The organism is Mycobacteriales bacterium (genome assembly GCA_040902655.1).
Taxonomy (GTDB): domain Bacteria; phylum Actinomycetota; class Actinomycetes; order Mycobacteriales; family SCTD01; genus SCTD01.
Map to the genome: position 1 here is coordinate 1 of JBBDWV010000037.1, position 20,574 is coordinate 20,574.

Genomic DNA, 20,574 nt, shown 5'->3' on the forward strand with positions numbered 1-20,574 from the left:
GGCCGTTGTCGAACAGCGCGTCGACGGCCTCCTGGAGCATCCGCTTCTCGTTGTTCACGATGATCTCGGGCGCACCGAGATCCAGCAGGCGCTTCAGGCGGTTGTTGCGGTTGATGACGCGGCGGTAGAGGTCGTTCAGGTCGGAGGTCGCGAAGCGGCCACCGTCGAGCTGCACCATCGGGCGCAGGTCCGGCGGGATGACGGGGACGCAGTCCAGGACCATGCCCATCGGGCTGTTGCGGGTGTTGAGGAACGCCGCGACGACCTTGAGCCGCTTGAGGGCGCGGACCTTCTTCTGGCCCTTGCCGGAGCGGATCGTCTCGCGCAGCGACTCCGCCTCGACGTCGAGGTCGAAGATCTCCAGCAGCCGCTGCAGCGCCTCGGCGCCCATACCGCCGGTGAAGTACTGGCCGAAACGATCGCGCAGCTCGCGGTAGAGCGTCTCGTCGGCGATGAGCTGCTTGGCATCGAGCTTCTTGAAGGTGTCGAGCACCTCGGCGAGCTTGTCGAGTTCGCGCTGGGCGCGGTCACGCAGCTGGCGCAGCTCGCGCTCGGCGCCCTCACGCACCTTGCGGCGGACGTCGCCCTTGGCGCCCTCGGCCTCGAGAGCCGCGATGTCGTCCTCGAGCTTCTTCTGCCGCGCCTCGGCATCGGCGTCGCGCTTGTCCTCGATCCGCTTCATCTCCACGCCCATGGACGCCTCGATGCTCGACAGGTCGTTGTGGCGCGCGTCGGCGTCGACCGAGGTGATCAGGTACGCCGCGAAGTAGATGATCTTCTCGAGGTCCTTGGGCGCCAGGTCCAGCAGGTAGCCCAGCCGGCTCGGGACGCCCTTGAAGTACCAGATGTGCGTGACGGGCGCGGCCAGCTCGATGTGGCCCATCCGCTCTCGACGCACCTTGGCCCGCGTCACCTCGACGCCGCAGCGCTCGCAGATGATGCCCTTGAAGCGGACCCGCTTGTACTTCCCGCAGTAGCACTCCCAGTCGCGGGTCGGACCGAAGATCTTCTCGCAGAAGAGCCCGTCCTTCTCCGGCTTGAGGGTGCGGTAGTTGATGGTCTCGGGCTTCTTGACCTCGCCGTGCGACCACTGGCGGATGTCGTCCGCGGTCGCGAGGCCGATGCGCAGCTCGTCGAAGAAGTTGACGTCGAGCACGGTGCCTTCTCTCTACAGGGTGTTGCTCAAGACAGGGGGGTCCGGGGCGGGCCGGGGGCGCACCGAGCGCCTCCGGCCTTCCGGGATCTAGACCTCTTCGACCGAGCTCGGCTCGCGGCGACTCAGGTCGATACCGAGTTCCTCCGCGGCCCGGAACACGTCCTCGTCGGTGTCGCGCATCTCGATGGACATGCCGTCACTGGACAGCACCTCCACGTTGAGGCACAGCGACTGCATCTCCTTGATGAGCACCTTGAAGGACTCGGGGATGCCCGGCTCGGGGATGTTCTCGCCCTTGACGATCGCCTCGTAGACCTTGACCCGGCCCAGGACGTCGTCGGACTTGATGGTCAGCAGCTCCTGCAGGGCGTAGGCCGCGCCGTACGCCTGCATCGCCCAGACCTCCATTTCGCCGAAGCGCTGGCCACCGAACTGCGCCTTACCACCGAGCGGCTGCTGGGTGATCATGGAGTACGGACCGGTGCTGCGGGCGTGGATCTTGTCGTCCACGAGGTGCAGCAGCTTCAGGATGTAGATGTAGCCGACCGAGATCGGCGCGGGGTAGGGCTCGCCGGACCGGCCGTCGAACAGCCGCCCCTTGCCGGAGGCCTTGACCATCTGGACGCCGTCGCGGTTCGGCAGGGTGCTGCCGAGCAGGCCGGTGATCTCGTCCTCGCGCGCCCCGTCGAAGACCGGCGTGGCCGTGTTGGTGCCGGCGGGAGCCTCGGCCACACCGATCTCGGTGAGCCGCGACTTCCACTCGTCGGCGCCCTTGGCTGTCCCTGACCCCGTGGCCCCCTCCACCTTCCAACCGGTCTTGGCGATCCAACCGAGGTGGGTCTCCAGGACCTGGCCGACGTTCATCCGGCCGGGGACGCCGAGCGGGTTGAGGACGATGTCCACCGGCGTACCGTCCTCCAGGAACGGCATGTCCTCCTGCGGCAGGATCTTGGCGATGACGCCCTTGTTGCCGTGCCGACCGGCCAGCTTGTCGCCGTTGCTGATCTTGCGCTTCTGGGCGACGTAGACCCGGACCAGCTCGTTGACGCCGGGCGGCAGCTCGTCGCCGTCCTCGCGCGAGAACACCCGGACACCGATCACCTTGCCGGACTCGCCGTGCGGCACCTTCAGGGAGGTGTCGCGGACCTCGCGGGCCTTCTCGCCGAAGATCGCGCGCAGCAGCCGCTCCTCCGGGGTCAGCTCCGTCTCGCCCTTCGGGGTCACCTTGCCGACCAGGACGTCGCCGGGGGCGACCTCCGCGCCGATGCGGATGATGCCCCGCTCGTCGAGGTCGGCCAGGACCTCCTCCGAGACGTTCGGAATGTCCCGGGTGATCTCCTCGGCGCCGAGCTTGGTGTCACGCGCGTCGACCTCGTGCTCGTCGATGTGGATCGAGGTGAGGACGTCGTCCTGCACGAGACGCTGCGACAGGATGATCGCGTCTTCGTAGTTGTGTCCCTCCCACGGCATGAAGGCGACCAGCAGGTTCTTGCCGAGCGCCATCTCGGCGTCGTCGGTGCAGGGGCCGTCGGCAATGACCTGCCCCTGCTCGACCCGGTCGCCCTCGGCCACGATCGGCTTATGGTTGATGCAGGTGCCCTGATTGCTGCGGCGGAACTTGCTCAGCCGGTAGGTCCGCCGGGTGCCGTCGTCGGCCATGATCGTGATGTAGTCGGCGGACAGCTCCTCGACCACTCCGGACAGGTCTGCGGTGACGACGTCCCCGGCGTCGACTGCGGCGCGGTGCTCCATGCCGGTGCCGACCAGGGGCGCCTCGCTGCGCAGCAGCGGGACGGCCTGGCGCATCATGTTCGACCCCATGAGCGCGCGGTTGGCGTCGTCGTGCTCGAGGAACGGGATCATCGCCGTGGCCACCGAGCAGATCTGGCGCGGGCTGACGTCGATGAAGTCGACGCCGGAGGGGTCGATGTAGTCGACCTCGCCACCCTTCTTGCGGACCAGGACGCGGTCGGCGGCGAACTCGCCGGCGGAGTTGAGCGCGTTCGCCTGCGCGATGACGTGCTTGTCCTCCTCGTCCGCGGTCAGGTAGTCGACCTGGTCGGTGACCACGCCGTCCGTGACCTTGCGGTACGGCGTCTCGACGAAGCCGAAGGCGTTCACCCGGCCGAAGGTGGCCAGGGAGCCGATCAGGCCGATGTTGGGACCCTCAGGGGTCTCGATCGGGCACATCCGGCCGTAGTGGCTCGGGTGCACGTCGCGGACCTCGAAGCCCGCGCGCTCACGCGACAGCCCACCCGGGCCCAGCGCGGACAGGCGCCGCTTGTGGGTCAGGCCGGACAACGGGTTGGTCTGGTCCATGAACTGCGAGAGCTGCGAGGTGCCGAAGAACTCCTTGATGGAGGCCACCACAGGGCGGATGTTGATCAGGGTCTGCGGCGTGATCGCCTCGACGTCCTGGGTCGTCATCCGCTCCCGCACGACGCGCTCCATGCGAGCCAGGCCCAGCCGGATCTGGTTCTGGATGAGCTCGCCGACGGTGCGCAGGCGGCGGTTGCCGAAGTGGTCGATGTCGTCGGTCTCGAAACCTGCCTCGCCGGCGTGCAGCTTCACGATGTAGTCGATCGTGGCGAGGATGTCGTCCTCGGTCAGCACACCCTGGTCGACTGCCAGCTCGAGACCGAGCTTCTTGTTGACCTTGTAGCGGCCGACCTTGGCCAGGTCGTAGCGCTTGCCGTTGAAGAACAGGTTCTCCAGCAGCGTCTGGGCGGACTCACGGGTCGGCGGCTCGCCCGGGCGCAGCTTGCGGTAGATGTCGATCAGAGCGTCGTCCTGACCGGTGGTGTGGTCCTTCTCGAGCGTGATGCGCATCGACTCGTAGTCGCCGTAGCGCTCCAGGATGCGGGCGTCGTCCCAACCGAGCGCCTTGAGCAGGACCGTCACGGGCTGCTTGCGCTTGCGGTCGATCCGCACGCCGACGGCGTCGCGCTTGTCGACCTCGAACTCCAGCCAGGCGCCGCGACTCGGGATCACCTTGCAGGAGTAGGTGTCCTTGTCGGTCACCTTGTCGATCTGCTTGTCGAAGTACACGCCGGGAGAGCGCACGAGCTGCGAGACGACCACGCGCTCGGTGCCGTTGATCACAAAGGTGCCCTTGGGCGTCATCATCGGGAAGTCGCCCATGAAGACGGTCTGGGACTTGATCTCACCGGTGGTGTTGTTGGTGAACTCGGCGGTGACGAACAGCGGCGCTGCGTACGTCATGTCCTTGTCCTTGCACTCCTCCACGGAGTACTTGGTGGGCTCGAAGCGGTGGTCGCGGAAGCTCAGCGACATCGAGCCGGAGAAGTCCTCGATCGGGGAGATCTCCTCGAAGATCTCCTCCAGGCCCGAGGAGGTCGACAGGTCGGTGCGACCGGCCTCGAGGCCCTCCTGGACGCGGGCCTGCCACGGGTCGTTGCCGACCAGCCAGTCGAAGGACGTGGTCTGCAGGTGCAGGAGGTTCGGGACCTCCAGCGGCTCGCGGATCTTGGCGAAGGACACACGAGGGGTGCTGCTGATGGCGCGGGGGGTGGAGCTGGGGGTTGTACCGGCGACTGCCAAGAGTGGGTCCTTCCGGCGGCGCCCGCACCGGGGCCGCCTCAACAGGTCTTTGGCTGGCGCACGCACACACGACCGACCGCAGCGGACATCCGGTCCGCGCGGCTATATGACGGGAGGCAGCGCAAAGAGGGAGTGTAGCCGCGGGCTACACGCCTGTCGAGGCGGGGGCTCTTCCCCGCGTGTCTGCTTCTCTCACCTGCCGTACAGCGTGGCGAACCGGGCCGCCCGCGTCAAGGGCCCCTGCTCGTCCGGTGGCCGTCCAGGGACGCTGCGGCCAGCGGGAGCACGGTCGTGTGGCCGAAGCGCCGTGCGGGCACGCTGGCGCCGGACGTGCCGGAGGGGCGGCCCGCCGAAGCGGACCGCCCCGCCGGACGTGCGGACGTGCGGACGTGCGGACGTGCGGACGTGCGGGAACTACTTGACGGTCACCGTCGCGCCAGCAGCCTCGAGGGCAGCCTTGGCCTTGTCGGCGGCGTCCTTGGCGACCTTCTCGAGGACCGGCTTGGGCGCGGCGTCGACGAGGTCCTTGGCCTCCTTCAGGCCCAGGCTGGTGAGCGTCCGGACCTCCTTGATGACCTGGATCTTCTTGTCGCCGGCGCTCTCCAGGATGACGTCGAACTCGTCCTGCTCGGCAGCGGCCTCCTCGCCGCCGCCACCGCTAGCGCCGCCGGGGGCGGCGGCAACCGCGACGGGCGCCGCGGCGGTGACGCCGAAGGTCTCCTCGAACTGCTTCACGAACTCGCTGAGCTCGATCAGGGTCATCTCCTTGAACGCGTCAAGGAGTTCGTCGGTGCTGAGCTTCGCCATGGTGGCGTCTCCTTTGATCAGTGCCGGTGCCGGCGGTGTGTGGGGGCGTGCGGTACGGCCGTCTCGCTGAGGGCAGCCGGTCAGGCAGTGGTCTCGGTGCTGGACTCGCTGTCGGTTCCGTCGGAGGTGCCGTCGTCCTCGGCGGCTGCCTCGGGGGCGGCTGCCTCGGGGATCTCCTCCGCCACGGGAGCCGGTGTGCCGGCCCCGCCACGCAGGACCGAGGGGTCCTCGGTGGCCTTGGCCTGCAGCGCACCCGCGAGCCGGGCGGCCTGGGCGAGCGGTGCGTTGAGCAGGTACACGGCATTGGACAGCGAGGCCAGCAGGGCCCCCGCCATCTTGCCGAGCAGGACCTCACGGGACTCGAGGTCGGCCAGCTTGCGCACCTCGTCCACGGACAGCGCCTTGCCGTCCATGACGCCGCCCTTGACGACCAGGGCCGGGTGCGCCCTGGCGAAGTCCCGCAGCGCCTTGGCGGCCATGACCGGCTCGCCCTGAACGAAGGCGACGGCCGTCGGGCCGGAGAGCAACTGCTCGACGCCGTCGATCCCGGCGTCCGCAGCGGCGATCTTGGTCAGCGTGTTCTTCACGACGGAGTACGACGTGTCGGCGCCCAGCGCGGTGCGCAGGTCGCTGATCTGCTTGACGGTCAGGCCGCGGTACTCGGTGAGCACGGCCGCAGACGAGCTGCGGAACGCCTCCGCCAGCTCGGCCACCGCAGCGGCCTTCTCGGGCCGGACGGTGGCGCGAGCGTGCTGGACAGCGGTGTCGTCGGTCGCGGTAGCACTGTCGGACATGCGCCTCCTCTCGGTCGGGAGCCGGCTCGGCACCGTCTGTGGTGTCGGGCTGCCCTGGAACGCGCGGACGCCCCGGCGCAGAGGCGCACGGGGCGTCAGAGGTCTCCGGCCACGGGGGTCGGGGGTCTGTCCGTGTTCACCTGCGCGGGCCGCCCGCACGAAGCGGGGCCTTCGACCACTGCGAGCAGTGGCGACCGGCGGTCTTGGGCGTGCAGAAGACTAGCAGCCGTCCGGCGCGGGGACGATTCGCACGGCGCACGAAGTCCGTCGGCTGGGGGCGCCGGAGACGTGTGTGCTGTCGGGGGGTGTACAGCACAGGTCAAGAATCCGGAAATGTTGACCTGTGGTGTACGCCCGCTGCCGCGGCACATGCGCCGACCGCAGTTCCTGGTGGCCTCCACCACCGCCAGCGCCGAGGGAGATGACGCGTCACGTCGGTGCAGCGCACCCGTGCACAACTCTCGGCCGGCACCGTCTGTCGGCAAGACCAGCACGGTGCGTGGCGGTCGAGACCGCTACTGGGCGTCGGTGTTCGAGCCGTCCTCGAGCAGGTTGCGCAGCCGCTTCGGGTCGACCGGGATGCCCGGGCCCATCGTCGTGGAGACAGCAACCTTCCTGACGTAGGTGCCCTTGGAGGTCGCCGGCTTGGCGCGGGAGATCTCGTCGAGCGCAGCGCCGTAGTTCTCGACCAGCTGCTTCTCGTCGAAGCTGGCCTTGCCGATCACCAGGTGCAGGTTGGCCTGCTTGTCGACCCGGAAGTTGACCTTGCCGCCCTTGATGTCGCTGACGGCCTTGGTGACGTCGGCGGTGACAGTGCCGGTCTTCGGGTTCGGCATCAGGCCGCGCGGGCCGAGGATGCGGGCGATCTTGCCGACCTTGCCCATCTGATCGGGGGTGGCGACCGCGGCGTCGAAGTCGAGGAATCCTCCCTGGATCCGCTCGATCAGGTCGTCGCCGCCGACCTCGTCGGCGCCGGCTGCAGTGGCCTCGGCGGCCTTCTCGCCGGTGGCGAAGACGATGACACGGGCCGTCTTCCCGGTGCCGTGCGGCAGGTTGACCGTGCCGCGGACCATCTGGTCGGCCTTGCGCGGGTCGACGCCCAGGCGCAGCGCCACCTCGACGGTTGCGTCGTACTTGGTGGTCGAGGTCTGCTTGGCGAGCCGAACCGCATCGAGCGGGCTGTAGAGGTTGTCCGCGTCGATCTTCTCGGCCGCGGCACGGTAGGCCTTGCTGCGCTTCATGTCTGCCTGCTTCCTGCTGTCACCAGCAGTCGTGGTCCGAGCGGGCGCGGGCCATCCGCGTCCTCCCACCGTGGTGCGTGATGGTGCGGCCCGCCGCAGCGGGCGGGGGGTCAGTCCTTGACGGTGATGCCCATGGACCGGGCGGTGCCGGCGACGATCTTCTCTGCGGCCTCGAGGTCACGGGCGTTGAGGTCGGCCAGCTTGGTCGTGGCGATCTCGCGGACCTGGGCCTGCGAGATGGTCGCGACCTTCTTCGTGTGCGGAGTCGGTGAACCCTTGTCGACGCCGGCGGCCTTGAGGATCAGCCGCGCGGCCGGCGGGGTCTTGGTGATGAAGGTGAACGAGCGGTCCTCGAACACCGAGATCTCGACCGGCACGATGTCGCCACGCTGCGCCTCGGTGGCGGCGTTGTACTGCTTGCAGAACTCCATGATGTTGACGCCGTGCTGACCGAGAGCGGGGCCCACGGGCGGCGCGGGCGTCGCGGCGCCGGCCTTGATCTGCAGCTTGATGACGCCGGCGAGCTTCTTCTTGGGAGGCATGTGTGTTTTTCCTAGGTAGGGGCGCGCGTTCGCTGTCGCGTCGAACGCGCCGGTGACTACAGCTTCGCGACCTGGTTGAAGGACAGCTCGACCGGCGTCTCCCGGCCGAAGATCGACACCAGCACCTTGAGCTTCTGACTGTCGAGATTGATCTCGTTGATCGTCGCGGGCAGCGTCGCGAACGGGCCGTCGGTGACGGTGATGGACTCACCCACCTCGAAGTCGACCGCCTTCTGGGCCACGACCGTCTTCTGCTTCGGCGGCGCGATCATCTTCACGACCTCGTCGATGGACAGCGGCGAGGGCCGGGAGGTCTGGCCGACGAAGCCGGTGACACCCGGCGTGTTGCGCACGACCGACCACGACTCGTCCGTCAGGTCCATCCGGACGAAAAGGTAGCCGGGCAGCTTCTTGCGGACGACCTGCTGGCGCTTGCCGCCCTTGATCTCGGTGACCTCTTCGGTGGGCACCTCGATCGCGTAGATGAAGTCCTCCATGTTGAGGCTGGAGATCCGGCTCTCCAGGTTGGTCTTCACCTTGTTCTCGTAGCCGGCGTAGGAGTGCACGACGTACCAGTCGCCCTGCTGACCGGCCAGCTCCTGGCGCAGCCGGTCAGCGGGGTCCAGGTCGGCGTCCGGGACCTCGGCGAGGACGTCGCCGGCCGGCTGGTCGGCGGAGCCGGCAGGCAGGCCGGTGCCGTCGGCGTGCGCGTCGTCGCGGGCGTCACCCGCGGCGGTACCGACGCCGTCCGGGGCCGCGTCGTCGAGATAGCCGCTGGGTGCGTCGGCCACGCCACCCGCGCCGAGTTCGTCGAGACCGGCGGCAGCGGTGCCCGCCTCGGTCGAGGGGGTGAACCCGGGCGAGAACGCCGCCGGGATGCTGTCGACGACCTCGCCCTGCTCGGACCGCGGGCCCTCGTCGGGCGAGTCGGCGGGGAGGGTGGGCTCGGACAAGAGGACGTCCTGTTCTGGTCGGGGTGCGGGGCGGGCGGGCGGGCCGGGCGGAGGGGGCTAGCTGCTCCCGCCGCCGCCGAAGACCGCGAGGACACCCTGACTGAACGCGAAGTCGTAGATGCTGATCACGATGACCATGAACACGACGAACACGAGCACGACGGAGGTGTAGGTGAGCAGCTCGCGGCGGGTCGGCCAGATGACCTTGCGCAGCTCGGCGACGACCTGCCGGTAGAACCGGATCATCCGACGCAGACGCCCCGGCTCACGATCCGAGCCGGCCCGGTCGGGTCGGCCGGGCCGGTCCGGAGTGCCGAGACCGGTACCGGTCCCCGCGCTGTCGCTCATGGACGTCCTCGTGGTCGGTCGGTCCCAGGAAGGGGCCGCGGTCGGTCGCGGGCAGTGGTCACGGGCAGTGGGTCGTGGTCGAGCAGGGGTGACAGGAGTCGAACCTGCGACATCCGGTTTTGGAGACCGGCGCTCTGGCCAACTGAGCTACACCCCTTCCGAGGGCGCTGGCCCGTGTCCACGCCGGTGCGCGGGCGCGCCGGAGCAGAGGCGCCGGCCCCCAGATGCACGAGTGTACGGCGTCGCCTGCTGTGGGCCAACCGGCCCGCTCCGCGACAGCCCGTTGGACAGCCCGGCGGACAACCCGGTGGACGGCCGCTGCCCAGGGTTGGGACGATGGCCGCATGAACAGCTCCCAGAGTCAGGCACAGCCACCGCACGGACGACGCCGGGTGTCCGCGCGCATCGGGGGGATCGCCGAATCCGCGACCCTCGCGGTCGACGCCAAGGCCAAGGCCAAGAAGGCGGCCGGTGAGGACGTGATCGGCTTCGGCGCCGGCGAACCGGACTTCGCCACCCCCGCACCCGTGGTGGCAGCCGCCGAGGCGGCCTGCGCCGACCCGCGGAACCACCGCTACACCCCGGCAGGCGGCCTGCCCGAGCTGCGGCAGGCCATCGCCGAGAAGACCGCCCGCGACAGCGGCTTTCAGGTCGAGGCGGCGCAGGTGCTCATCACCAACGGCGGCAAGCAGGCGGTGTACGAGGCCTTCGCCACGCTGCTGGACCCGGCCGACGAGGTGCTGCTGCCCGCGCCGTACTGGACCACGTATCCGGAGGCGATCCGGCTGGCCGGCGGCGTGCCCGTCGAGGTGGTGACCGACGAGTCGCAGGGTTACCGGGTGACCGTCGAGCAGCTGGAAGCCGCGCGCACCCCGCGTACGAAGGTGCTGCTGTGGTGTTCGCCGTCGAACCCGACCGGCGCCGTGGCCTCTCCCGACGAGGTGAAGGCGGTCGGCGAGTGGGCGTTCGAGCACGGCATCTGGGTGGTGGCCGACGAGATCTACGAGCACCTGGTCTACGGGGCGGCCGAGCACGTCTCGATGCCGGTTGCCGTGCCCGCGCTGGCAGACACCTGTGTCGTGGTGAACGGTGTCGCCAAGACCTACGCGATGACCGGCTGGCGGGTCGGGTGGCTGATCGGACCGGCCGACGTCGTGAAGGCCGCGATCAACCTGCAGTCGCACGCGACCTCGAACGTCAACAACGTGGCACAGGTCGCGGCACTGGCCGCGGTGCGGGGGGACCTGTCGGCGGTGGCCGACATGCGGGCGGCGTTCGACCGGCGGCGCCAGACGATGGTGCGGCTGCTCAACGACATCCCGGGCGTGACGTGTCCGGAGCCGGAGGGGGCGTTCTACGCCTACCCGTCGGTCAAGGATCTGCTCGGCCGGACGCTGCGCGGCCGCACCCCGGCGACGTCCGCCGAGCTCGCCGAGTTGGTGCTCGACGAGGTGGGTGTGGCGGTCGTGCCCGGTGAGGCATTCGGGACGCCGGGCTACTTCCGGCTGTCCTACGCGCTCGGGGACGACGACCTGGAAAAGGGGGTCGGGCGGCTCGCCGCGCTGCTCGCCGAGGCGCAGTAGGCCCGCGGCCTGGTCAGCCGGGCGAGCGCGGCGCTGGTCGGGCGGGGAGCGCCCGGTCGACGAGGTCGCGCAGGAGGCGGCTGACCTCGGTGCGGCGCTCCAGGTGCACCATGTGCCCGGCGCCGGGCAGGATCGTCAGCTCGCTGCGCGGCAGCGCGGCAGCGATCACCGAGCTGTGGGCCGGCGGGCACAGCAGGTCCCGGTCACCGACGACCACGATGCCGGGCACGTGCGCCAGCGCCTCCAGTGCCGTCCGCCGGTCGTGGTCGGAGAACGTTGCGAGGAAGGCGGCGACGGTCTCGGCCGAGCACTCCCGGTGGATGTCGAGGGTCTCGCGGACGAGCGCCGGATCGGCGCCTCTGGCGAAGATCAGACGCGCGTCGAGCCTCCCGACCGGGCGCGGGCGACCGGCGAGCTCGGCCTTCACCGCCAGCTCGTTGAGGACCGGCAGCAGCCTGCGCACCAGGCGGGCCACCGGTCGGGGCAGCCCGTAGGTGACCTCGGCCAGCGCGCCGGCCGACGTGCCGACGAAGGCGGCCCCGACGATCCGCTCGCCGAACAGCTCGGGGCGCTCCTCGGCCAGCGCCAGCATCGTCATGCCACCCATCGAGTGGCCACCGAGGACCACCGGTCCGGACGGCGCGACGGCCTCGACGACCGCGGCCAGGTCGCGGCCCAGCTGCGCGATCGTGGCCCGTTCGCGTGGGGTGCGGCCCGACCGGCCGTGGCCGCGGTGGTCGTAGGTGACGACCTTGAGGTCCGACCGGGCGTCCAGGAGGTCACGCACCTGACCGCTCCAGAGCCGGCCGGACTGGACGTAGCCGTGGGCCAGCACGACCGTCCCGGTCGCCCCGTCCCGGGCGCCGTACTCCACGACCGACAGGTCGACGCCGTCCTCGGCCGGCACCGTACGGATCCGGCCCGGCGGCAACGGCGGCGGCGTGGGGGCCGGCCGCTCCGGCTGCCGGGGGGTCCCGAGCGCGGCAGAGCGGCGGCGGGCCAGCAGCACGCCGGCACCCACGGCGGTCGCCAGGACGACCGCCTCGGTCCGGACGGGCAGGCGCACGGGTTCTCCAGGCAGGGGGAAGCAGCGCAGGTTACGACGTCGGGACCAGGGCCGGACGGACAGCAGGCTGTCGGCGCCGCCCTGCCCCGGTCGGGCGCCGCGGCGCGGGGACGGCCGCCGCCTCGCCGGCCACCGCGACGCGACCGGCGGCGTAGCCGACCTGCATCAGCCGGGCGGTGTGCCGGAAGTCGCGCATCTCGACCGGTCCCGCGTGGATCCGGGGGAGTCGGACGACCCGCTGCCCCGGGGGGTCTCCGGCGGGTGTGCCGCCGTCGAGGGAGGAGCGGCTGATCGCGAACGCCCGGAGCAGCACCTCGAGGGGGTTGCGCGGGTCGGTGGACCGGTCGTCCCCGGCACCGTTGACGTCGACGACCCAGGTACGGGTGGCGCCGAGCTCGAGTGCCCGCTGGACGGGCACCGGGCAGGTGACGCCGCCGTCGACGTGCAGGCTCCCGTCGAGCGGTACGGGCGGGAAGATGGCCGGGAGGCAGGCGCTGGCGGTCAGCAGGGCGACCGGGTCGCCCGCACTCCACCAGCAGGGCCGACCCGAGCGCAGGTCGGTGGTCACGACGTGGCACGGCACGGCGGTGTCGGACAGGTCTTCCAACGGGACCCAGCGCCGCACCAGCGCGCGCAGCGCCTGCGGGTCGCACAGGTGGTCACCCCGCCGCACGGCGAGCTGCAGGACCTGCCCGGCCAGCCGCCGCGAGCCGAAGATGTCCTTGCGGTCGAGCCTGTACCACACCTGCTCGAGCTCCGCGAGACGGTCGAGGGTCGGGTTCACAGCCAGGAAGGCGGCGTTGAGCGCGCCGACGGAGCAGCCGACGAACAGGTCCGGCCGGATACCCGCCTCGAACAGCGCGCGCAGGGCACCCACCTGTGCGGCGCCGAGGCTGCCGCCGCCGGACAGCACCACGGCCTCACGCACACCCGCGCCGGGTCGACCTTCCGGGCGTCGGTGCAGCAGTGCCTGCAGACCGGACATCGGCTCCACCTCCCCTGCCTGCATCGGCGGGACGGGAGCGGGAGCAGATGGTCCGTTCGAACCGGTCGGCGAGCCCACCGCGGGCCACGTCCGTGGGGCGTTCAGCCCTACAGACGCAACTCCTCCCGACCCCGGAAGCGCTGCAAGAAGCGGTCATAGGTCTTCCTGGACTCGCGGTCGCGCAGCACCGGGTCGCTGTCGTGATAACCGTGGTGCCGGTCCTGACGGACCGGCAGGTCGACCGCGACCAGCCGGCCGACGCCGGCCTCGCGCAGCAGGAACGACCACTCGATGTCGGCGTTGCGGTAGAAGACCGCCTTGGCCGGCAGCGGCACCTGCAGCGCCGCCGAGCGGCGGACCGCCACGAGATAACCGAGCAGCGCCTCGACGTCGCCCGCGTCGGCGTCCTCGAACTCGGTCCAGCCATCCCTGACCTGCACCCCGCGCCAGCCGGCGGCGGCGACGCCCGGGTCGTCGAGCGCGGCCAGCAGCGGAGTGAGGGCGTCCCCCTCGAGCACGGACGAGAGGTCCATCAGCACGTGCACGGCCGCCGTGTCGGCGCGCACCAGCGCCTGCCGCGCCGGCCCCCAGCCGGCCGGCCGCTCGACGTGCCACGACGTCACCCGCCCGCCCGCCAACTCGTGCACGACGACGCCGGCGTCGGTCCGGCCGTTCTCGAGCAGCACCACGCGTACGTCCCGCGGCGTGTGCGCCAGCAGCGCCCGGACACAGGTCTGCACGTCCTCGGGCCAGCCGTCCACGAGCAGCGCGACCGTGCAGCGGTGCGTGTCCGGCTCCCCGCTGCGATCCGGCAGCGCGTCCACCGACGGCAGGACGTCGTACGGCGGGCGCGGTGTCAGGGTGTAGCCGCCCGGCCGGTCGCGGACCGACCAGCCGGCCTCGGCGAGCTCGTCCCGCAGCCGGTCGCTCTCGGCGAAGTCCTTCGCCGCGCGGGCAGCGGCCCGGCGTTCGGCCAGGGCGGCGACGTCGGGCGGGGGGACGTCGGGCGGGGGGACGTCGGGCGGGGGGACGTCGGGCGGCGCGGACATGCACCGACGCTAGAACCCGCACGGCCGGGCCGCTGCGCAAGGCGGCGGTCGGGCGCCTGGATCAGCGCAGGCGGACGACTGCCTTGGCGGCCATCAGGACCTTCACGTCGTCGACGGTGGCGACCAGCCCGACGACCACGCGGCCGTCCGCGCGCTTGTCCTCCACCGTGCCGCGCACGGTGAGGAGCGCACCCTGGTCGTCGTCGGGCACCACCACCGGCCGGCTGAAGCGCACGGAGTAGCTCTCCACCGCGCCGGGGTCGCCGGCCCAGTCGGTCACGGCGGTGCCGGCCTTGGCCATCGTGAGCATGCCGTGCGCGATCACGTCGGGCAGGCCCACCGCCTTCGCGATCCGCTCGTTCCAGTGGATGACGTTGAGATCGCCACTGGCCCCGCAGTAGCGGACGAGGTCCGCACGCACGATCGGGAACGTCCGCGCCGGTAGCTCGGTACCGACCTCGACCTCGTCGTACGCCGGCACGTCAGGCCTTCCTCGGCGCGGCGGTGCCTCGGCTGACGAGGGTCGACCGCAGCGTGGCGACCCGCTCGCCGTCGGCCGCGACCACCTCGGTGACCGTGGTGACCAACTCGTTGCGGCCGACGTCCTTGATGTCGGCGACGCTCTGCACACTGGACAGGACATCGCCGGCGCGGACCGGACGGTGCAGCTCGAAGCTCTGCTCGCCGTGCACGACCAGCGCGTAGTCCAGGCCGAGCGCCGGGTCCGCGATCGGTCCGTCGCTCTCGAAGCGGAAGTTCAGCACCGTGAGGAAGGTCGGCGGAGCGATCACGTCGGGGTGCCCGAGCGCGCGGGCCGCCTCCGGATCCGTGCAGGCCGGCGAGCGGTCGCCGACCGCCTCGGCGAACCCGCGGATGTGCTCACGCCCGACTTCGAAGGTGGCGGAGGAGGGGTACTGGCGGCCGACGAGGTCGCGGTTGACGGGCACGGGCGGGGACGGCGACTAGCGCGTCTCGCGGTGGTCGGTGTGCTGCCGGCAGTGTGGGCAGAACTTCTTCAGGTCCATCCGGTCCGGGTCGTTGCGCCGGTTCTTCTTGGTGATGTAGTTGCGGTTCTTGCACACCTGACAGGCCATCGTGATCTTCGGGCGTACATCGGTGGCGGCCATGCGGGAGTGCCTGCTCTCTACATCGAGGAACTGCGGGGAGTGCCAGACTACCCGGCGCGAGCGCCGAGGGGTGTAGCGGTGACCGGACTTGAACCGGTGACACAGCGATTATGAGCCGCTTGCTCTACCAGGCTGAGCTACACCGCCGAGCCGCCCGACGGAGGTCCCGGCGGGCGGAGCAGAGCCCCCTTACGGAATCGAACCGTAGACCTTCTCCTTACCATGGAGACGCTCTGCCGACTGAGCTAAGGGGGCGGCGAAGCAGGGGGAAGCCTACACGGTCGGGGCCGCTCGCCCGCCCGAGGTCGCGGCGGGATTGCCGGCCGGATCCGCTGTCGCAGCCCGCTCCACGTGCGCCAGCAGGGCGCGGACCTGCTCGGGCTGACGGCGATCCGCCAGGCGCACCATCCACAGCTGCCGGAGCACCGGCCGGCCGTCGATGCGCAGCGCCACCACCCCGTCCGTCGCCTCGACCGCCCGGCGGCTCACGACGCCGATCCCCGAGCCGGCCCGGACGGCCGACACGACGGCCGAGCCCGAGCCGACGGTGAGGGCCGGCGCGCCCTCCGCCAGCGCCTGGCCCACCTCCGCGAGGGCCTCCAGGAACGAGCGCTGGGTGCCGGAACCCGGCTCACGCCAGATCATCCGCTCCCCGGCCAGCTCGGCCACCGACACGCTCCCCGCCCCCGCCAGCCGATGGTCGGCACGGACCGCCAGCACGACCTCGTCGGTGGCGACCGGCACGTGGACCAGCCGGGGGTCGGGGTCACACCGCCCCGTGAAGCCGACATCCGCACGGCGCCCGAGCAGGGCCGCCGGGACGTCGCCGGAGTCGGCGGCGAGCACGTCGACCCGCAGGCCGGGGTGTTGCTCGGCGAAGCCGGCGACCAGGGCGGGGACCAGATGGTCGCCCGGCGTGGTGCTGGCCACCACCCGGACCGTGCCGAGCAGGGGAGCCTGGCCGGCCAGGTCGGTGCGCAGCCGGGCGACGGCGGCGAGGATGTCCTCGGCGGACCGTGCGGCACGCCTTCCGGCGGCGGTCGGTTCGACGCCGGCGGGGCTGCGGTCCAGCAGCCGCACGCCGAGGTCGGCCTCCAGCCGCTGGAGCCGGCGCGTCACCGCCGGCTGGGAGGCGCGCAGCCGGCGTGCGGCGGCGGACACGCTGCCGGTCTCGACGGCAGCGTGCAGCGCCTCGAGATCTGCGATGTGCACGCGCCATGCTAGAGCCGCATGGCCCCTACGCGACACACCCCTAGGGTTCGCATATCACCGCCTGACCCGCTGGAGACCGGATGCCCAAGCTCGTCGCGCTGTTTGCCGCCGCCGTCCTGTCGCTGGCCGGCTGCGGGAGCGGCAGTGCTGCCGCTCCCGGTGTCCCGACCCTGGTGATCGGCGGCATCCCGGACCAGGACGTCGCGCTGCTCCAGGAGCGCTTCGACTCCCTCGCGGAGCACCTCTCGCAGGTGCTGGACATCCCCGTGCGCTACCAGCCGACGACCAGCTACGCCGCGCTGGTCACCGCGTTCGCCTCGGGCGACGTCAAGCTCGGCTGGTTCGGTGGTCTGACCGGGGTGCAGGCCCGGCTGGAGACGCCGGGGGCGCACGCAGTCGCGCAGCGGCCCATCGACACCCGTTTCCGGTCGGTGTTCGTGGCCGGCAACGCGGTCCGCGGCGACCGGCTCGAGAACCTGGCCGGCACGTCCTTCACCTTCGGCAGCGAGAGCTCGACCTCCGGACACCTGATGCCCCGCTTCTTCCTCGCGGAGGCAGGCGTCGACGCCGACACCGACCTCGACGGGCCGCCTGGCTACTCCGGCTCGCACGACACCACCTGGAAGCTGGTCGAGGCAGGGACCTACCAGGCCGGCGCACTGAACGAGTCGGTCTGGGACCGCGCGGTGGCCAAGGGGCAGGTCGACACCTCCAAGGTCCGCGAGGTCTCGCGTACGCCGGAGTACGTCGACTACCACTGGGTCGCGCATCCGGACCTCGACGAGGTGTACGGCGCCGGCACCCAGCAGCGCATCGTCGACGCGCTGCTCGGCATGGACGAGGCCGGCCCGGAGGCCCGCAAGATCCTCGAACTGTTCGAGGACTCCTCCTTCATCGCTGCCGAGGACGCCAGCTACCGCGACATCGAGCAGGTGGCGCGCGAGCTCGGACTGATCGGCTCCTGAGCGTGCGCAGCGACCGCGCTCTCGGCACCGGCGGGGCCGCGCTCCGCGGCGTGACCGTCTCCTACCGCGGACGGATCATGGTCGGCCCGGTCTCGCTGGTGCTCGCGGCCGGTGAGACCGTCGCGCTGGTCGGGCCGAACGGCGCCGGCAAGACGTCACTGCTGCGGCTGCTCGCCGGTCAGTTGCCGCCGGCCAGCGGCCGGGTCTCGGTCGGCGGCCGGGACCTGCCGGCCCTGACCGGACGCCGCGAGCTGCCGCGGCGGGTCGGGCTGCTCCCCCAGGCGCTGGACCTGGTCCCGCAGCTGTCGGTGCGGCACAACGTGCAGGCCGGCGCGCTCGGCCGCTGGGGGTTGCTGCGCTCGCTCGCGGCGCTCCTCCTGCCGCTCGAGCACCCCGCGGCGCGTGTGGCTGCGGAACGGGTCGGCCTGGCCGAGCGCTGGCAGCAGCGGGTGGCCGAGCTGTCCGGCGGCGAGCGGCAGCGGGTCGCACTGGCCCGCCTGCTGGTGCAGGACCCGGCGCTGCTGCTCGCCGACGAACCGGTCGCGGCGCTGGACCCGGGGCGTGCCGACGACCTGCTCGGCCTGCTGTGCACGACCGCGCGGGCCGACGGGCGCGCGCTGGTCGTCAGCCTGCACTCCCCCGAGCTGGCCCAGCGGCACGTCGACCGGATCGTGGGGCTGCGGGCCGGACAGGTGGTGTTCGACCTGCCCACGGCGGGGGTGACCCGCGACCTGCTCGACCGGCTCTACCGGCTCCCGGAGACCACCCTGGCGCCGCGGGTGCTGGACGCCGGATGACCGCACCGGTCCTCGTGCCGGTGCGTCCACGCCCGGGCCGCCGCAGCCTGCTCGCCGCGCTGCTGGGCGTGCCCTTCGCCCTCAGCCTGGCAGTCGTCGCCGGCGAGCTGGCCGGCAGCGGCGGTGCCGCCGCCGCCCGCTCGCTGCTCGTCTCGGTGCTCCGCCCGGAGCTGTCACCGGCGTTTCTCGTCACGACCGCCGAGGCCACTGCGGTGACCGCGGCCTACGCCGTGGCCGGTATGTCGGTGGCCGTCCTGCTCGGCGTGCCCGGCGCGCTGCTGGTCAGCGGCGTGCTCACCCGGCGGCCCGTCACGCGCGCGGTCACCGTGACCGGCGGGCGGGGCCTTCTCGCCCTGCTGCGGTCGATGCACGAGCTGGTGTGGGCGCTGCTGCTGCTCACCGTCCTCGGACTGAACCCGGTCACCGGGGTGCTCGCCATCGGCATCCCGTACGGCGCGACGATCGCGCGGGTCCTCGGCGACCGCCTGCTCGACGTCCCGCAGGCACCGCTCGACGCGCTGCGGGCCGTGGGTGCCTCGCCGGCACAGGTGCTGCTGCACGGGCGGGTGCCGCTGGCCGCGGCCAGCCTCGTCACCTACCTCGCCTACCGGCTCGAGTGCGCCGTCCGTACGGCGGCCGTGCTGTCCTTCATCGGCCTCGGCGGGATCGGCTTCCAGATCGAGATCGCGCTCGCCGACCTGCGCTTCGAACGCGTCTGGACGCTGCTCGCGGCGCTCGTGCTCCTGGTCGTGACGGTCGACCGGTCCTCAGTCCGGATCCGCGCCCGGTACATCGTGTGAGCGCCCCGCCGACCAGCGACGCCGAACTCGCGCAGGCCCGCGCCCTGCCGCCGCCGGCGCCCCCCGTCGTGCGCCCGCCGGTGCGCGGGCGGACGGTGGTCCTCGGCCTGCTCGCGCTGACCGCGGTGGCCTGGACGCTCGTGCTGTCCCAGGCGGGGACCCCCGTTCCCCGGCTCGCCGAGGTCGGCGAGCGCGCTCTCGGTCTGCTGACGGCGTTCGCAGGGGCAGGGCAGGACGCGCCGCCGGCCTACACCGATCCGGAGCGCCTGCGGCTGGTGGGCCGACTGGCGGTCGACACGGTCGTCATGAGCGTGCTGGCCACCGGACTGGCCGCAGTCGGTGCGCTCCTGACGGTCGGACTCGCCGCCCGCAGCCTGGCCGGCGGGCCGGGTGCCGACCGGTGGGACGCCACCCGCCGCCTCCTGCGCCGGCTGCTGCTGGTCTGCGTACGCGCCCTGCACGTGCTGACCCGGTCGGTGCCGGAGGTGGTCTGGGCGCTGCTCGTCGTCTTCCTGGTCCGGCCCGGGATCCTGGCCGGCGCGCTCGCGCTGGCCGTGCACGAGTTCGGCGTGCTCGGCCGGCTCGGGTCCGACCTGGTCGACGACGTGGACCGCGGCCCGCTGCGCAGCCTGCGCGCCGCCGGCGCCGGAAAAGCTGCGACGCTGACCTACGGCGTGCTCCCGCAGGCCCTGCCACAGCTGATCACGCTGCTGCTCTACCGCTGGGAGGTCACCGTACGAGCCAGCGTCGTCGTCGGCTTCCTCACCGGCGCGGGTCTGGGCTACCAGCTCCGGCTGGACCTGTCGTTCCGACGCTGGACCGACGTGGCCCTCGTGCTCCTTGCCTACATCGCGCTGGTCTGGGCAGCCGATGCGACCTCCTCGGTGCTGCGCCGGCTGGCCCGGTGAGCGCCGTTCGGGTGCTGGGCGCCGTGAGGCAGGGACACGGCCGGCAGGACTCAGCCGAGCCGCCGCGTCATCGAGAGCACGCTCGAACTCGTGGTCTCCGGGCATTTCGTCACCACCACCACGCGCATACCCGGTGGCCGATGACTGCTGACCTGCTCGCGTTGCGCGACTGGTTGTCGGCGAATCGGGTGACGCTGGTTGTGATGGAGTCGACCAGCGTGTTCTGGCGTCCGGTGTTCTACACACTCGAGCACGCCATGGAGTGCTGGCTGCTCAACGCCCGGCACATGCGCAACGTGCCAGGTCAGAAGACCGACATGGCAGACGCGGCCTGGATCGCTCAGCTGGTCGAGCACGGGCTGGTCAAGCCCAGCTTCGTCCCGCCGCCACCGATCCGCGAGCTGCGCACCCTCACGCGCTACCGCAAGACCCAGATCGAGGAACGCACCCGGCAGGCACAGCGATTGGACAAGATGTTGCAGGACGCTGTGTGAAGCTGTCCAGCGTCGCCGGCAATGCCCGTCAACGTCGCGCCTTCGGTGGACTCGTACAGATCGACGGCCTGCCGACGGAACTCATCCGGCGCCTGAACGCCGACGGATGGGTCGCATGAGCCACCGCCCCGCCAGCCCCGACCCGCGCGCACCTCCCCAGCACACCGATGCTGGGGAGGTGCGCGG

Annotated in this window: 21 protein-coding genes, 3 tRNA genes and 1 pseudogene; 7 read left to right on the plus strand and 18 right to left on the minus strand. The window is 71.6% G+C overall.

Annotation, left to right across the window (positions count from 1 at the left end; genetic code table 11):
* The 9 genes and pseudogenes from WD794_10300 to WD794_10340 form a co-directional block, all read right to left on the minus strand.
* Positions 1-1,156: DNA-directed RNA polymerase subunit beta' (locus tag WD794_10300; GenBank protein MEX2290705.1), on the minus strand; the 1,156-nt coding region annotated here is incomplete at its 3' end.
* An 87-nt stretch (positions 1,157-1,243) separates the two neighbouring features.
* The gene (gene rpoB, locus WD794_10305) at positions 1,244-4,717 is read right to left on the minus strand and encodes a DNA-directed RNA polymerase subunit beta (GenBank protein ID MEX2290706.1); all 3,474 of its coding nucleotides are present in this window, start codon (positions 4,715-4,717) and stop codon (positions 1,244-1,246) included.
* 414 nt (positions 4,718-5,131) lie between these two features.
* A complete protein-coding gene (gene rplL, locus WD794_10310; GenBank protein MEX2290707.1) occupies positions 5,132-5,524 on the minus strand; it encodes a 50S ribosomal protein L7/L12 in 393 nt (130 codons plus the stop codon).
* Between the two features lie 80 nt (positions 5,525-5,604).
* Positions 5,605-6,318 carry a 50S ribosomal protein L10 gene (rplJ, locus tag WD794_10315; protein MEX2290708.1) on the minus strand — a complete coding sequence of 238 codons (714 nt, stop codon included), beginning with the start codon at positions 6,316-6,318 and terminating at the stop codon, positions 5,605-5,607.
* Positions 6,319-6,833: 515 nt separating this feature from the next.
* A complete protein-coding gene (rplA, locus tag WD794_10320) occupies positions 6,834-7,559 on the minus strand; it encodes a 50S ribosomal protein L1 (protein MEX2290709.1) in 726 nt (241 codons plus the stop codon).
* 110 nt (positions 7,560-7,669) lie between these two features.
* Positions 7,670-8,101 carry a 50S ribosomal protein L11 gene (rplK, locus tag WD794_10325; GenBank protein MEX2290710.1) on the minus strand — a complete coding sequence of 144 codons (432 nt, stop codon included), beginning with the start codon at positions 8,099-8,101 and terminating at the stop codon, positions 7,670-7,672.
* 56 nt (positions 8,102-8,157) lie between these two features.
* The gene (nusG, locus tag WD794_10330) at positions 8,158-9,054 is read right to left on the minus strand and encodes a transcription termination/antitermination protein NusG (GenBank protein MEX2290711.1); all 897 of its coding nucleotides are present in this window, start codon (positions 9,052-9,054) and stop codon (positions 8,158-8,160) included.
* A 57-nt stretch (positions 9,055-9,111) separates the two neighbouring features.
* Positions 9,112-9,306: pseudogene (secE, locus tag WD794_10335) on the minus strand (preprotein translocase subunit SecE).
* Positions 9,307-9,485: 179 nt separating this feature from the next.
* Positions 9,486-9,559, minus strand: a tRNA-Trp gene (locus WD794_10340).
* 187 nt (positions 9,560-9,746) lie between these two features.
* Here WD794_10340 and WD794_10345 point away from each other — a divergent pair.
* Positions 9,747-10,985, plus strand: a complete 1,239-nt coding sequence (locus tag WD794_10345; protein MEX2290712.1) for a pyridoxal phosphate-dependent aminotransferase — start codon at positions 9,747-9,749, stop codon at positions 10,983-10,985.
* 13 nt (positions 10,986-10,998) lie between these two features.
* Here WD794_10345 and WD794_10350 read toward each other — a convergent pair whose 3' ends face one another.
* From WD794_10350 to WD794_10390, 9 genes are all read right to left on the minus strand, one after another.
* Positions 10,999-12,051: an alpha/beta fold hydrolase gene (locus WD794_10350; protein ID MEX2290713.1), complete on the minus strand. Its 1,053-nt coding sequence runs from the start codon at positions 12,049-12,051 to the stop codon at positions 10,999-11,001.
* A 31-nt stretch (positions 12,052-12,082) separates the two neighbouring features.
* A complete protein-coding gene (locus WD794_10355) occupies positions 12,083-13,036 on the minus strand; it encodes a patatin-like phospholipase family protein (GenBank protein ID MEX2290714.1) in 954 nt (317 codons plus the stop codon).
* A 107-nt stretch (positions 13,037-13,143) separates the two neighbouring features.
* Positions 13,144-14,085 carry a glycosyltransferase gene (locus tag WD794_10360; GenBank protein MEX2290715.1) on the minus strand — a complete coding sequence of 314 codons (942 nt, stop codon included), beginning with the start codon at positions 14,083-14,085 and terminating at the stop codon, positions 13,144-13,146.
* A gap of 61 nt (positions 14,086-14,146) precedes the next feature.
* Positions 14,147-14,566 carry a MaoC family dehydratase gene (locus WD794_10365; GenBank protein MEX2290716.1) on the minus strand — a complete coding sequence of 140 codons (420 nt, stop codon included), beginning with the start codon at positions 14,564-14,566 and terminating at the stop codon, positions 14,147-14,149.
* Between the two features lies 1 nt (position 14,567).
* Positions 14,568-15,032 carry a MaoC family dehydratase N-terminal domain-containing protein gene (locus WD794_10370; GenBank protein MEX2290717.1) on the minus strand — a complete coding sequence of 155 codons (465 nt, stop codon included), beginning with the start codon at positions 15,030-15,032 and terminating at the stop codon, positions 14,568-14,570.
* A gap of 15 nt (positions 15,033-15,047) precedes the next feature.
* Entirely contained in the window at positions 15,048-15,212 is a 165-nt protein-coding gene (rpmG, locus tag WD794_10375) for a 50S ribosomal protein L33 (GenBank protein MEX2290718.1), read from the minus strand.
* A gap of 73 nt (positions 15,213-15,285) precedes the next feature.
* A tRNA-Met gene (locus WD794_10380) sits at positions 15,286-15,359 on the minus strand.
* Positions 15,360-15,394: 35 nt separating this feature from the next.
* Positions 15,395-15,467, minus strand: a tRNA-Thr gene (locus WD794_10385).
* A gap of 18 nt (positions 15,468-15,485) precedes the next feature.
* Complete coding sequence (locus WD794_10390) at positions 15,486-16,424, minus strand: LysR family transcriptional regulator (GenBank protein MEX2290719.1); 939 nt, start codon at positions 16,422-16,424, stop codon at positions 15,486-15,488.
* Between the two features lie 80 nt (positions 16,425-16,504).
* On the opposite strand from WD794_10390, the gene WD794_10395 reads away from it, so the two are divergent.
* The 6 genes from WD794_10395 (at position 16,505) to WD794_10420 (ending at position 20,507) form a co-directional block, all read left to right on the plus strand.
* Entirely contained in the window at positions 16,505-17,389 is an 885-nt protein-coding gene (locus tag WD794_10395; GenBank protein ID MEX2290720.1) for a putative selenate ABC transporter substrate-binding protein, read from the plus strand.
* Positions 17,390-17,391: 2 nt separating this feature from the next.
* The gene (locus WD794_10400) at positions 17,392-18,186 is read left to right on the plus strand and encodes an ATP-binding cassette domain-containing protein (GenBank protein ID MEX2290721.1); all 795 of its coding nucleotides are present in this window, start codon (positions 17,392-17,394) and stop codon (positions 18,184-18,186) included.
* Positions 18,183-18,986, plus strand: a complete 804-nt coding sequence (locus WD794_10405; GenBank protein ID MEX2290722.1) for an ABC transporter permease subunit — start codon at positions 18,183-18,185, stop codon at positions 18,984-18,986. The genes WD794_10400 and WD794_10405 overlap by 4 nt, the downstream gene beginning before the upstream one ends.
* Positions 18,983-19,894: an ABC transporter permease subunit gene (locus WD794_10410; GenBank protein ID MEX2290723.1), complete on the plus strand. Its 912-nt coding sequence runs from the start codon at positions 18,983-18,985 to the stop codon at positions 19,892-19,894. Before WD794_10405 ends, WD794_10410 begins: the two co-directional genes overlap by 4 nt.
* A gap of 140 nt (positions 19,895-20,034) precedes the next feature.
* A complete protein-coding gene (locus WD794_10415; protein MEX2290724.1) occupies positions 20,035-20,388 on the plus strand; it encodes a transposase in 354 nt (117 codons plus the stop codon).
* On the plus strand, positions 20,385-20,507 hold the full coding sequence (locus tag WD794_10420; protein MEX2290725.1) for a hypothetical protein: 123 nt from the start codon (positions 20,385-20,387) through the stop codon (positions 20,505-20,507). The genes WD794_10415 and WD794_10420 overlap by 4 nt, the downstream gene beginning before the upstream one ends.
* Positions 20,508-20,574 lie beyond the last annotated feature (67 nt).